Below are 13,139 nucleotides of genomic sequence, written 5' to 3' on the forward strand. Positions count from 1 at the left end.
CGCTTCATTTGCTCATTGACATGCGGTCAAAAATCTCCGGGCGAAACCGGTGCGGTGCACCGGGCCGACCGGCGGCGTCGCCTGGATTGCGCTGGGGCGGGCGCAAACCGCTCAGCCCGCCCGGCAGCGCCGACCGTTACGCCTTCATCACCTTCACCGCGCACTTCTTGAAGTCGGTTTCTTTTGAGATCGGGCAGGTGGCATCCAGCGTGAGTTTGTTCACCAGCCGGCCTTCGTCGAAGAAAGGCACAAAGATCAACCCCTTGGGCGGCTTGTTGCGCCCGCGGGTCTCCAGGCGGGCGACGATTTCACCGCGGCGGGAAGCCACCTTGACCGCCATGCCGCGTTGCAGGCCACGCTTGGCGGCATCGTCCGGATGCATGAAAACCTGCGCCTCGGGCACCGAGCGGTGCAGTTCCGGTACCCGGCGGGTCATCGAGCCGGTGTGCCAGTGTTCCAACACACGCCCGGTGCATAGCCAAAGGTCATATTCCTGATCCGGCTTCTCCGGCGGGTCCTGGTAAGGCAGCGCAAAAATCACCGCCTTGCCGTCTTTGTGACCATAAAATTTCACGCCTTCACCGGCCTTCACATAGGGGTCGTAGCCTTCGCGGAAGCGCCACAGGGTTTCCTTGCCCTCGACCACCGGCCAGCGCAGGCCACGCGCCTTGTGATAGACATCGAAGTCAGCCAGGTCGTGGCCATGGCCACGGCCGAACTTGGCGTATTCCTCGAACAGCCCTTTCTGCAGATAAAAGCCAAGCTCCCTGGATTCATCGTTCATGTAGCCGGCGATCGCATGGCCGTTGGCTTTCTCCACGTCGGCGAGCGGGTATTTATCGACCACGCCGTTCTTGTAGAGCACATCGAACAGCGTCTTGCCTTTGTATTCCGGCTTCTTGGCGAGCAGCTCGGCCGGCCACACTTCCTCCACCTTGAAGCGCTTGGAAAATTCGATGTACTGCCACAGATCGCTCTTGGCCTCGCCCGGCGGGGAGACCTGCTGGCGCCAGAACTGGGTACGGCGCTCGGCGTTGCCGTAGGCGCCTTCCTTCTCCATCCACATCGCCGAAGGCAGGATGAGATCGGCCGACAGCGCCGAGACGGTGGGATACACGTCCGAGACGACGACAAAAGCTTCCGGGTTGCGCCAGCCGGGGTAGATTTCATCGTTGATGTTGGGGCCGGCCTGCATATTGTTGGTGGTAGTGGTCCAGTAGCACTTGAGCTTGCCGTCTTTGAGCGCACGGCTTTGCGCCACCGCGTGCAGACCCACTTTGGCCGGCAGCGTGCCTTCGGGCAGTTGCCAGATTTCCTCGCTGATCGCACGGTGCATCGGATTGGTTACCACCATATCGGCCGGCAGGCGGTGGGCGAAGGTGCCCACCTCACGTGCGGTACCGCAGGCCGAGGGCTGACCGGTGAGCGAAAACGGCCCATTGCCCGGTTCGCTGATCTTGCCCACCAGGAGGTGGACGTTGTAGATCATGTTGTTCACCCAGGTGCCGCGGGTATGCTGGTTGAAGCCCATGGTCCAGAACGAGGTGATCTTCTTGTTCGGGTCGGCATACAGCTTGGCCAAGCGCTCCAGCCGCTCGGCCGGCACGCCGGACAGCTTGGAAACCTTCTCCAGGGTGTATTCGGAGACGAACTTGGCAAATTCCTCGAAGCTGCTGTCCTTGGCCGCGCCGGTGTCGCCCTTGGGTTTGCCATCGGCGCCGGGATAGCCGTTGCTGGTAGCCGCAGCTTCCAGCGGATGGTTGGGCCGCAGACCGTAGCCGATATCGGTTTCGCCGATCTTGAACTTGACGTTCTTGGCGACGAAATCCTTGTTCACCTTGTTGTGGCTGATGATGTAGTGACAGATGTAGTTGAGGATGGCCAGGTCGGTTTGCGGGACGAAGATCATCGGGTTGTCGGCCAGCTCGAAAGAGCGGTGCTCGAAAGTCGACAGCACATGCACTTCGCAACCGGGGTGACTCAAGCGGCGGTCGGTGATGCGGCTCCACAAAATCGGGTGCATCTCGGCCATGTTGCTGCCCCACAGCACGAAGGCGTCGGCATTCTCGATGTCGTCATAGCAGCCCATCGGCTCGTCGATGCCAAAGGTGCGCATGAAGCCGGCCACCGCCGAGGCCATGCAATGACGGGCGTTCGGGTCGATGTTGTTGGTACGGAAACCGGCCTTGTACAGCTTGGCCGCGGCGTAGCCTTCCCAAATGGTCCATTGGCCGGAGCCGAACATGGCCACCGAGTCCGGGCCGTGTTCCTTGATCGCGGCCTTCCACTTTTCTTCCATGATGTCGAAGGCCTGCTTCCAGGTGATCGGCGTGAACTCGCCGTTTTTGTCGTACTTGCCGTTTTTCATGCGCAGCAGCGGACGGGTGAGCCGGTCCTCGCCGTACATGATCTTGGACAGAAAGTAACCCTTGATGCAGTTGATGCCGCGATTGACCGGCGAATCCGGGTCGCCCTGGGTGGCCACCACCCGGCCGTTTTGCACACCCACCAGCACCGAACAGCCCACGCCACAGAAGCGACAGACTCCCTTGTCCCAGCGCACCTTGGTGGCCCCGGTTCCGTTCGGTTGCGCTGCCTGGGTCACCAGTGGAATACCGCCAATGCCCGCCGATGCCGCCGCGGCCGCAACCGCATTGGACTTGATGAATGCGCGTCGATCCATGTTCGTCATGCCTCCTGTAATTCAAGACCTTCGTCGGTGTACTCAAAGGCGAGGGTCACGCTGAGCGCATGCTCGGCCATGCTCACCGCCAGAATCGAATCGGTGACCGCGTAGCCCTCGCCGTCTTCAACGCTCACCACCATGCGGCCGCTCCGCTCGCAGCAGGCATGCACCTGCACGCCAGGAATGCCGCGATAACGCTCTTGTAGCGACACAAAGTGTTCCGGCTTGGCGCGAACCACCAGGCTTGCGATCTTCATCCCTCGTTCTCCATTGCAATGGCCCCTGCCGGGCAAGGTGCCACACAGGCGCCGCATCCAGTGCACGCCGCGGCATCGAGCGCTGGCAGCGCCACGCCGCCCAGACGCGGGCGAAAACGAATCGCCGAGTGTGGGCAGCATTCGCCACACACGCGGCACTCCACGCCCTGCCGAGCCAGACAGGTTTCGCCGACCGCGGCTTTCAGCGCCCAGGGCGCGCGGCCTTCGGTGCGCTTCAGGGCAGCCGGCTGGCAGCGGTCAACACACGCGCCACAGAAGCTGCATTCGCCACGGGAAAAATCGATCACCGGGTAACCGCCATCGCCATGCACGACGATTGCGGAGGGACAGGCCAGCACGCAGGCATCGCAACGGGTGCAACGCGCAACGAACGCTTCTTCGTCCACCGCCCAGGGCGGGCGCAGGCCAGGCAGGACGGTACGCAGACGGCCGCGCAGGAAGCCCCGACGCGACAGAGATGCGGTTTCCACGGCAATCCCCATGACGCTCATGGGGACATGTTGCGCCGCCGGGTTGGGCCCGGTCATTGACAGCAATCAAGTTGCGAACGAGTCGCAACTGGACTGCCGACGGGCCTCAGACGGTGGCCCGGAAGAATGCTCAATCGCCGGCGCGCAGGCGTTCCACCGCCCACACTGCGGCTTCCACCCGCGAGCGCAGGCCGAGCTTGCGCAGGATGTGCTTGACGTGCACCTTGACCGTGCCTTCGGCGATATCCAGCTCGCGCCCGATCAGCTTGTTCGACAGGCCACTGGCGATCAACTCCAGAATGCGCCGTTCCTGTTCGGTGAGGCCGGCTTCGGCAACGGTGTCCGGGCGGCGCTCGGCGCGCAGCGCGGCGGCCAGACAATGGGTCAGCTTGTCGCTTACCACCACCCGCCCGGCGGCGGCGTTGCGCAGCGCTTCGAGCATCTCCTCGGGCTCCATGTCCTTCAAAAGATACCCGTCGGCCCCGCCGCGCAGCGCGGCGACCAGGTCGTCGCCATGGTCGGAGACGGTGATCATCACCACGCGGGTGTCGAGCTTCGCCTCGCGCACCCCGCGCAAGACCTGCAGCCCGGAAAGGTCCTTCATGTTGAGGTCGAGCAGCAGCAGATCGGGCTGCAGCGCGCAGGCGAGCGCCAGCCCCTCCTCGCCACAGGCGGCCTCGCCGATCAGGCGAAATTCGGGCAGCGTTTGCAGCAATTGGGACAGCCCTTTACGGAACAAGGGGTGGTCGTCGACGATGACGACTCGGCAGACGGTTTCATTCATTCGATGCTCGCGAGCGGGTTGCGGTCAGCGGCCGACTGTTCGCGCTGCGCCGCTGGCGCCACCGGAAAGCGCAGGCTCACACAGGTGCCGCCGCCGACGCGGGTGTGCACCGCGATCTTTCCCTGAAGCCCCAGGGCGCGCTCGCGCATGATACTCAGGCCATAGTGATAGTGGCCTTCCTCGGCCACTTCCGGCAAGCCGATGCCGTCGTCCTCCACGTCGACGCTCAGTTCCCGCCCCTCGATGCAGGCAATACGCACCCAGCCGCGCTGCGCGCGCGCATGCCTGACCATGTTCGACAGCGCTTCGCGGACGATATGCAGCACGTGGATCTCCTGATTCGGGGTGAGATGACAGCCGCCCAGATCGGCGTGCAGTTCGATTGGCAGATCGCCGCGCGCGGCATACTCTTCGACGGTATTCGCCAGCAGGGTGCGGAAGTCGCCCTCCATCTTCAACCGGAAGGAGCCCAGCAGCTCGCGCAATTGGCGATAGGCCGAGCTGATGCCGTCGCGCAGGCCGGCCAGGATCGCACCGGCTTCGGCCGAGCGCGCCGGATCGGCCAGCACCGGCTGCAGCAGACTGACCTGGATCTTCATGTAAGACAACGATTGAGCGAGCGAGTCGTGCAGCTCGCGGGCGATGATCGAGCGTTCCTCCTGCAAGGCCAGCAGGCGCTCCTGCTCGGTCCGCCGGGCCATGCCGAGCGCCATGCCGATATGCCGCGAGAGCGCTTCGAGCAGCTGGCGCTGCCAGTCCTGCAGACGCCGGCCTGCCGGCAAGGCCAGGCGCAGCATGCCGTAGCTGCGCTCGGCATCGCGCAACGGCACCATCAGCACATCATGGCCGTCCTCGCGGTGATAGGTCCACGGCGCAGTCGCGCCGGAGCAGGCCGCACAATCCGCCACCGATTCGTCGCCGCCCCGCTCGCGGCACGGGCCAATGCTGCTCGCCAGCACCACCGCCGGCCCGCCGTGCTTGGGCAGCAAACAGGCAAAGCTGCCGGCCAAACCCAGGATCTGCTCGATGTCGCGCAAGGTTGCCTCATAGGTTTCGGGCGCGGCCGGCGCGTGGTACAGGCGCGCAATGGCATGGTAGAGCAGCTCCAGCGAACGGTTGGTGCGCTGCAGTTCAGCGGTTTTGTCCTGCACACGGCCCTCCAGGTCCCGATACAACTTGGAGAGCTCCTCGGCCATCTGGTTGAAGGCCGCCCCCACCCGGCCCAATTCGTCACGGCCGGTATGCTGTACCCGCGCGCCGAAGTCGCCGTGCGCAAAACGGGTGGCACTGCCCAGCAGATCGGCCAGCGGCCGATGCAGCGCGCGATGAACCCAATACAGCGCGCCGGCCACCACCAGCAGGGCGAGCGCGATTGCCAACCCCAGTGTGCCGCGCAATTGACCCACACTGGCCTCGGTGTCCTGCTCCAAAACCGCTACCAAGGTATTGAGCTGGTCGACGAAGGCGTCGACTTCGACCAGCATCTTTTCAATGTACTCAGCCGAGGATGGTGGCGGCCCGCCGCCGTTGGCTTCGAGGAAGAGCGGCTTCAGACGCAACCGCCAGGCCGCGTCCACGCCGCGGTATGTGGCTGCGAACACACTGCCAGGTTCGCGCTCCATGACACGCAGCAGCGATGGGTGCTGAAGATTGGCCTCGAAATGTTCGATCGCCGCGCTCACCCGCGCCTGCCGGTAGCGCCCGTGCAGCGCATCGGCCGCCACCAGGCTGGCAATCCGGTGGGTGAGCCGTCGGAGGCTACCGGCCACGTTGATTGCGCTGCCACGCCCCTGTATCGCCTCGGCCACCACCACCGACGCACTCATACCGGCTACGCTGATCAGCGTGACCGCCAACAAGGCCAGGCCAACCAGCAGCAAGATCGAGCGCTTTGCCAAAGCATCGCGAATTCGGCGCATCGGACATCTCCAGACTACGGGTGATGACGCCCCCAACGGACGAGTGCCTCGGAACCTGCCGCCGGCGCACGGGTTTGCGTCAACAAGCCGGGGTGAATGGAGGTATCCCTTTTTACCGCAGCGACCGCACCACCCACCCAACCCATGATTTTATCGGTTGAAAATCAACGATTTAACATATCTTTCCAATACCTCCAAAGAGGTATTCCGACAAAATTTGTCGGTCATAAGCCAGCTTCTACGCCCTGCGCGGGCTGACTAGACTGCGCCCCTAGGGTCACCGTAAAACACGGCTGCCGAGGAGTTTTCGATGCGCCACTTAAGCTGTTCGCCCACCGTGCAAATGCTCTCGCACATTGCGCCTTTCGACTGCCTCACCAGCGCCGAGCGCGAGCTGCTGGCCAGCGGCGCGCGCGCCTTACAGGTACGCCGCCATGAGGTCGTCGGCCTTGCGGGCCGTCCCGCCGAAGGACTGTACGTCGTGGTCGAAGGCGAGGTGAAGCGTTATCTGCTGTCGCCGTCCGGCGCGGAAAAAATCATACAGCTTGCCGGTGCGGGCGACACTTTTGGCGAAGAGGCCGCCCTGCTGGGCCGCACCGAAACGGTCACCGCCCAGGCCACTCGCGACAGCGTACTGGTATTGATTGCGAGCGCCCCGCTGCGCGAGGCGATGCATGCCAGCGGCGCGTTCAGCGCCGCGCTGCTCGCCCGGCTGAGCGAACGGATGTACGCCTTGATCGACAATCTACAACTGTGCATGCAACGCACCAGCACACAGCGGGTGGCACATTACTTGGCCCAACTCGCCCCGCGCGAGGCAAAGCAATACGACATCCATCTGGACACCGACAAACAAACCATCGCCGCGCAATTGAACCTGACGCCCGAAACCTTGTCACGAGCGCTCAATCGGCTGACCCGCGATGGCATGATCCGCCCGCGCGGACGGCGCGGCCTCACCCTGACCGATGTCGGAATGCTGCGTAGCTGTGCGGCGGGCTAGCAGGTGACGCGCTGTCCGCTCGACCGGACCGACGCGCTGGCGCCTTCATCGCCCGCGCCACCGCGGCAGCCAGGCGTTCTGCGGGGACACTGTCGCTGACCAGACGGGCAAATTGCCATAGCGCCTCGGCATCGCCCATCGCCCGATGGCGGGCGGTGCATTGCAGACCGTGCCGGGCGATGAGCGCATCCAGCCCATGGCGGTGATGTTCGGGATACAACGCACGTGAAAGCCACACGGTGCACAGCACCGGGGCGGTGAATTCGCCGCCGGCGCGCGCATATTCATGACGGATGAAGCCGTAATCGAAGCGCGCGTTATGGGCAACGAACACGCAGCCGTCGAGCAATTCCCGCACCACGGCGGCCAATTCGGCAAAGGCAGGGGCATCGGCCACCATGTGATCGGTAATGCCGACCAGTTCCTGGATCATGCGCGGAATCGGCATGCCTGGATTGACCAGGCTTTCCCAGCGCGCCACCACCTGCTGATCTTCGACACGTAAGATCGCGATTTCGGTGATCCGGTCATGCACCGGGTTGGCGCCGGTGGTTTCCAGATCGACGATGGCCAGCTTTTCGGGAAGCGACATGCTGCAGTCGGGCCGGCCCACAGTGCAGGCCGATGGCGTTGGGGCAGACAGCGCGCAGCCGACTGCCGGGCTGCCTCAGTGATTGGTGTCGTAATAGTAGGGTTTGACCGGCACGTGCGACTGGGCAATGCGCGCATTGCGCGCCAGGTCTTGTGGCTTGTCCCACCACAGCGCGCGGCCTTTTTTCTGCTCTTCGAGCTCTTCTGGATGCTTTTCCAGCCATTCGCGCATGAATTTGGTGTGTTCCGATTCGTAAAGCGCCACGGTTGGGCTCCTTGTCTTGCCGTCTTGTCGGGCGCGCATTCTACCGTGAAAGCGGCCCGATCGGCGGCCGCTCATCGAGTGCGACCTTCGCCGCGCACACGGCCGATACGCACCACCTCGGGCACCCGGCGCACCGCACGCATGACCCGCGCCAGATGCATACGATCGCGCACCTCCACGGTGAGATTGAGCGCGGTATAGGCCCCCTGTTCGTTATCCATGGTCAGATTCTGGATGTTGCAGTCGGCCTCCGAGATGGCGCTGGCCACACGCGCCAGCACGCCGCGCGCGTTCTTTGTCAGCACCCGGATGGTGACCTCGAACAGACGATCATCGTCGCCGGTTTCCCATTCCACATCCACCCAGCGCCCGCGGTCGCCGCGCAGCTTGGCTACGCTGGGGCAGTCGTGCAGATGTACCTCCAGCCCTTGCCCCTTGCGGATGGTACCGATGATCGGGTCGCCCGGAATCGGCTGACAGCAGCGCGCAAGCTGCACCGCAATGCCCTCGGAGCCGCGGATCAGGATCGCGCCTGCGGGCTTGGGCTTGATCACGTCCGGACGGCCGGATTCCAGGTCCTGCGCCTGCGCCAGGCGGCGCGCGACGATGACCGGCAGGCGTTTGCCCAGGCCAATGTCGGAAAAAACCTCTTTCTTGCTGCGCACCCCGCGGTCGCGCAGAAAACGGTCCCAGGCAAAGGTGGAAATCTGCCCGAGCGTCAGGCCATGCGGACGCAGCGCCTGGTTGAGCAACCGCTCGCCCAAGGCCACCGATTCTTCCAACTGGGCGTTCTTGATGAAGTGACGGATCTGCGCGCGCGCTTTACCGGTGCGCACATAAGATAGCCAAGCCGGATTGGGGCTGGCGTGCGCGGAAGAAATGATTTCTACCTGGTCGCCATTGCGCAGTTCGGTGCGCAATGGCATCAGATCGCCGTTGATCCGGCAGGCTACACAACGGTTGCCGATGTCGGTGTGCACCGCATAGGCGAAATCCACCGGGGTGGAACCCTTGGGCAGCGAAAAAATCGTGCCCTTGGGCGAGAACACATACACCTCACCGGGGAAAAGATCGATCTTCACATGCTCCAAAAACTCGGTGGCTTCGCCCGATGTGTGCTGCAACTCAAGTAGGGATTGAAGCCACGAGTGAGTCTTTTGCTGCAGCTCAGTAAGCGTCTTTTCGTCTTCCTTATACAGCCAGTGTGAAGCCACACCGCTTTCGGCAATATGGTGCATCTCGCGGGTGCGGATCTGCACCTCGACCGGGGTGCCGAACGGCCCGATCAGCGTGGTGTGCAGCGACTGGTAACCGTTGGCCTTGGGAATGGCGATGTAGTCCTTGAACTTGCCGGGCACCGGCTTGTACATCGAATGCAGCGCCCCCAGGGCGAGATAGCAACCGGCCACATCCGGCACGATCACCCTGAAACCGTAAATGTCGAGCACCTGCGAGAAAGACAGGCGCTTTTCCACCATCTTGCGGTAGATCGAAAACAGGTGTTTTTCCCGTCCCTGCACCTCGGCCGAGATACCCCATTGCGGCAGCCGCTCTTCGATGGCGGCCAGCACCTTGCCCACCACCTCGCGGCGATTGCCGCGCGCCGCCTTGATGGCGCGCGACAGCACGCGGTAACGCATGGGGAATTTGTGCTCGAAGGACAGCTCCTGAAGCTCGCGGTACAAGTTGTTGAGCCCCAGACGGTTGGCGATCGGTGCGTAGATTTCCAGCGTTTCGTTGGCAATCCGGCGGCGTTTGGCCGGACGCACGCAATCGAGGGTGCGCATGTTGTGCAGGCGATCGGCCAGTTTGATCAGAATCACCCGCAAATCGGTGGTCATGGCCAGCAACATCTTGCGGAAGTTCTCGGCCTGCGCCTCTTCATGGGAACGAAACTCGATCTTGTCGAGTTTGGACAACCCATCGACCAGCTCCGCAGCGGTCTTGCCGAAGCGTTCGGCAATCTCCGCCTTGGAGATATGGGTGTCCTCCATCACATCATGGAGCAGCGCGGCAATCAACGCCTGGCTGTCGAGGTTCCAGTCGGCGACGATGGAAGCCACCGCCACCGGGTGCGAAATGTAGGGTTCGCCGCTGATACGGAACTGCCCTTCATGGGCATTGGCCGAGAAGTGGTAAGCCGCTTCGATGCGGCCGATGTCCTCCGGCTTTAGGTAGGTGGCAAGCTTGCTCTTGAGGCGTTCGAAATCCAGCGACAACACACTGGAGGCGGGCGGACGGAAGGGTTCCGGCGATGGGGCGGCAGATGCGTCCATGGCTGGAACTCCTTCCCCCGCGGGCGATCAGGCCTGCCCGCGGTTCAGGACTTCCAGCCCGACCTTGCCCGCTGCAATTTCGCGCAGCGCGATGACCGTGGGTTTGTCTTTGTCGCCTTTGTCCAGCTCGATCTGCGGCGTGCCGCCAGCGGTGAGTTGGCGCGCACGGTAGGTGGCTGCCAGGGTGAGCTGAAACCGGTTGGGGATTTTTTTCAGACAATCTTCAACGGTGATGCGGGCCATGGAGTTCAGTCCTGTTCGAGAAAATCGAAATATTGCAGATGGCGGGCATGCTGTTTGGCATAACGCAGCCGGGCTGCGCGCACGACCGCAACCAGGTCATCGACCGCCGTCTGCAACTCGTTGTTAATTATAACGTAGTCGAACTCCCCCACATGGCGCATCTCGCCACGGGCAGCCAGCAACCGACGGGCAATCACCGCCTCGCTATCGGTGCCGCGCCCGCGCAGGCGCACCTCCAGCTCCTGCAAAGACGGCGGCAGAATGAACACCCCGACCGCATCCGGGAACACCTTGCGCACCTGCTGTGCGCCCTGCCAATCGATCTCCAGCAAGGTGTCGCGCCCGGCGGCAATCTGTTCTTGGAGCCAGGTGCGCGAGGTGGCGTAGTAGTTGCCGTGCACCTCGGCCCATTCCAAGAACTCGCCGCGATCGCGCAGGCTGCAGAAGCGGTCGACGTCCACGAAATGGTATTCGCGGCCGTTTTGCTCGCCCGGACGCGGCTCGCGGGTGGTGTAGGAAATCGACAATTGCACCTTGGGATCGCGCGCAAGCAAACCACGCACCAAAGTGGTCTTGCCGGCGCCCGAGGGCGCGGTGACGATGAACAGGGTTCCGGACATGGCAAAGGTGGAACGCGTTGCGGGTGATCCATCTTACTACGACCACCGCCCGATGCACTGCACCGCAGCTACGCCCGGCGGCCAGTGCCTATTCGATGTTCTGCACCTGCTCGCGCATCTGCTCGATCAGCACCTTCATCTCCATCGCCGCGCCGGTGAGGTCGGCGGCAGCGGATTTCGATGCCAGCGTGTTGGCTTCGCGGTTGAGTTCCTGCATCAGAAAATCCAGGCGCTTGCCGGCAGCGCCGCCGGCGGCAAGGATATGATCGACTTCGTCCAGATGCGCGGCCAGACGGGAAAGCTCCTCGGCCACGTCGATACGCTGGGCGAACAGCGCGACTTCCTGACGGATACGATCTTCATCCACGCTGGCGAGCGCCTCACGCAGGCGGGTGAGGAGCTTGTCCTGATACTCGGCGACGATGGCCGGCACCCGTGGCGCCAACTGGGTGACCAGCGCGCGCATGCGCGCGGTGCGTTCGCGGATCATGACGGCCAGTTTTTCACCTTCGCGCCGACGCGTGGCCCTCAGTTCAGCAAGCGCGGCGCGCGCCAACTCGACGATCGCAGGCTGCATCGCGTCGAACGCCGGACTGTCGTCGGCCAGCATGCCCGGCCAGCGCAGCACCTCGGCCACGCTCAGCCCAGCCGCCTGGGGCAGACGTGCGCGCACCGCCGCTTCGACTTCGCATAACTGCTCCAGCAGCCCGGCATTGAGCGCCAGCCTGCGCGGCGCGGCATCGCTGGCTTGCACGGTCAGACGACATTCCACTTTGCCACGCGACAAGTGGGCGGCGATCAGCTCGCGTAAAACCGGCTCGGCCTGGCGCAGCTCATCGGCAATCCGGAATGCCAGATCGAGATAACGGGAATTGACGCTGCGTAATTCCAGATGAAGGCGCACGCCGTCCAGGTCGCGGGTCTGCACCGCAAAACCGGTCATGCTATGAATCATGAATGAATCTCCGGGAACTGTCGGGATCGTTTACACTGCGCCTGCCGTCATCACGGTGCGATAAAGCGCAATATCCTACCCTGCACGCCGATGCCGCCTCAAGCAAACGCCCCTCTGCCAAACGGTTTCCAGCTCGATCAGTACCGCATCGACCGGCAACTGTCGCTCGGCGGCTTTTCCATCGTCTATCTGGCCTACGACCCGGATGAGACCCCGGTGGCCATCAAGGAGTACTTGCCCAATTCGCTGGCGATCCGCAAGGAAGGCGAAATCGAACCGCGGGTGCCCGAGGAAAACATGCCGGCTTTCCGCTACGGGATGAAATGCTTTTTCGAAGAAGGGCGCTCGCTTGCCCGCCTGATGCATCCGAACGTGGTGCGGGTGCTCAATTTTTTCCGTGCCAATGGCACGGTGTATATGGTGATGCAGTTCGAACGCGGCCGCACCCTGCACGATTATATCCACCGCCACCGCGGCGAAGTGGGCGAACGCTTCATCCGCGGGGTATTCACCCGCATGCTCAATGGCCTGCGCGAAGTGCACGCGCACAAGCTGCTGCACTTGGACATCAAACCGTCGAATATTTACCTGCGCTACGACGGCACCCCGGTGCTGCTCGATTTTGGCGCCGCGCGTCAAACCCTGCTCGCCGACCAGCCGATGCTCAAACCGATGTACACGCCCGGCTTTGCTTCGCCCGAACAGCTCAACAACCGTGACGCGCTCGGCCCATGGAGCGACATCTACAGCGTCGGCGCCAGCCTCTACGCCTGCATCGTAGGCCACGCGCCGCCGCGCTCGGACGAACGCCTGGAAAAGGACTGCCTGCAACCGGTCAGCCGCAGTCACGCCAACAAGTATTCCGCACAGTTGCTCGAAACCATTGACTGGTGTCTGAAGCTCGATCCGCTCGAACGCCCGCAAAGCGTGTATTCACTCCAGAAAGCACTGATGCGCAAGGAAGCCGGCGAGGCCATGCCCGCCGGCTGGTTTGCCGATCTCGGTACCCGTCTCCGGTCTTTCATCGGCCGTAGCTGAGGGAGTTTGCG

The 13,139-nt window shown here is 63.2% G+C and carries 13 protein-coding genes; 2 read left to right on the top strand and 11 right to left on the bottom strand.

Going from position 1 to position 13,139, the window contains the following annotated elements:
- Positions 1-136: 136 nt before the first annotated feature.
- From napA to DIE29_RS13205, 5 genes are all read right to left on the bottom strand, one after another.
- The gene (gene napA / locus DIE29_RS13185; protein ID WP_205409741.1) at positions 137-2,683 is read right to left on the bottom strand and encodes a nitrate reductase catalytic subunit NapA; all 2,547 of its coding nucleotides are present in this window, start codon (positions 2,681-2,683) and stop codon (positions 137-139) included.
- Between the two features lie 5 nt (positions 2,684-2,688).
- On the bottom strand, positions 2,689-2,943 hold the full coding sequence (locus tag DIE29_RS13190; RefSeq protein WP_102042767.1) for a chaperone NapD: 255 nt from the start codon (positions 2,941-2,943) through the stop codon (positions 2,689-2,691).
- Positions 2,940-3,455 (bottom strand): ferredoxin-type protein NapF, encoded by a 516-nt coding sequence (gene napF / locus DIE29_RS13195; protein ID WP_237269465.1) that lies wholly within the window; start codon positions 3,453-3,455, stop codon positions 2,940-2,942. Before napF ends, DIE29_RS13190 begins: the two co-directional genes overlap by 4 nt.
- A 109-nt stretch (positions 3,456-3,564) precedes the next feature.
- Positions 3,565-4,218, bottom strand: a complete 654-nt coding sequence (gene narL / locus DIE29_RS13200; RefSeq protein ID WP_102042768.1) for a two-component system response regulator NarL — start codon at positions 4,216-4,218, stop codon at positions 3,565-3,567.
- Positions 4,215-6,137, bottom strand: coding sequence for an ATP-binding protein (locus tag DIE29_RS13205; RefSeq protein ID WP_114650116.1), 1,923 nt, complete (start codon positions 6,135-6,137; stop codon positions 4,215-4,217). The genes narL and DIE29_RS13205 overlap by 4 nt, the downstream gene beginning before the upstream one ends.
- Positions 6,138-6,447: 310 nt before the next feature.
- Here DIE29_RS13205 and DIE29_RS13210 point away from each other — a divergent pair, with 310 nt between their 5' ends.
- The gene (locus DIE29_RS13210; protein ID WP_108080803.1) at positions 6,448-7,140 is read left to right on the top strand and encodes a Crp/Fnr family transcriptional regulator; all 693 of its coding nucleotides are present in this window, start codon (positions 6,448-6,450) and stop codon (positions 7,138-7,140) included.
- Here the strand turns inward: DIE29_RS13210 and DIE29_RS13215 are convergent.
- The 6 genes from DIE29_RS13215 to DIE29_RS13240 form a co-directional block, all read right to left on the bottom strand.
- On the bottom strand, positions 7,094-7,732 hold the full coding sequence (locus tag DIE29_RS13215) for a 3'-5' exonuclease (protein WP_114650117.1): 639 nt from the start codon (positions 7,730-7,732) through the stop codon (positions 7,094-7,096). The two genes, DIE29_RS13210 and DIE29_RS13215, sit on opposite strands and share 47 nt — an antisense overlap.
- 75 nt (positions 7,733-7,807) lie before the next feature.
- The gene (locus tag DIE29_RS13220) at positions 7,808-7,996 is read right to left on the bottom strand and encodes a DUF3460 family protein (RefSeq protein ID WP_102043309.1); all 189 of its coding nucleotides are present in this window, start codon (positions 7,994-7,996) and stop codon (positions 7,808-7,810) included.
- Positions 7,997-8,067: 71 nt separating this feature from the next.
- On the bottom strand, positions 8,068-10,272 hold the full coding sequence (locus DIE29_RS13225) for a RelA/SpoT family protein (protein ID WP_102042772.1): 2,205 nt from the start codon (positions 10,270-10,272) through the stop codon (positions 8,068-8,070).
- A 27-nt stretch (positions 10,273-10,299) separates the two neighbouring features.
- Positions 10,300-10,515, bottom strand: a complete 216-nt coding sequence (gene rpoZ, locus DIE29_RS13230; protein ID WP_102042773.1) for a DNA-directed RNA polymerase subunit omega — start codon at positions 10,513-10,515, stop codon at positions 10,300-10,302.
- 5 nt (positions 10,516-10,520) lie between these two features.
- Positions 10,521-11,135, bottom strand: coding sequence for a guanylate kinase (gene gmk, locus DIE29_RS13235; protein ID WP_102042774.1), 615 nt, complete (start codon positions 11,133-11,135; stop codon positions 10,521-10,523).
- Between the two features lie 88 nt (positions 11,136-11,223).
- Positions 11,224-12,090 (bottom strand): YicC/YloC family endoribonuclease, encoded by an 867-nt coding sequence (locus DIE29_RS13240; RefSeq protein ID WP_114650118.1) that lies wholly within the window; start codon positions 12,088-12,090, stop codon positions 11,224-11,226.
- Positions 12,091-12,180: 90 nt separating this feature from the next.
- Between DIE29_RS13240 and DIE29_RS13245 the strand changes: the two genes are divergently transcribed.
- A complete protein-coding gene (locus tag DIE29_RS13245) occupies positions 12,181-13,128 on the top strand; it encodes a serine/threonine protein kinase (RefSeq protein WP_102042776.1) in 948 nt (315 codons plus the stop codon).
- Positions 13,129-13,139 lie beyond the last annotated feature (11 nt).

It is taken from the genome of Pseudothauera hydrothermalis (genome assembly GCF_003345255.1).
GTDB classification, from domain to species: domain Bacteria; phylum Pseudomonadota; class Gammaproteobacteria; order Burkholderiales; family Rhodocyclaceae; genus Pseudothauera; species Pseudothauera hydrothermalis.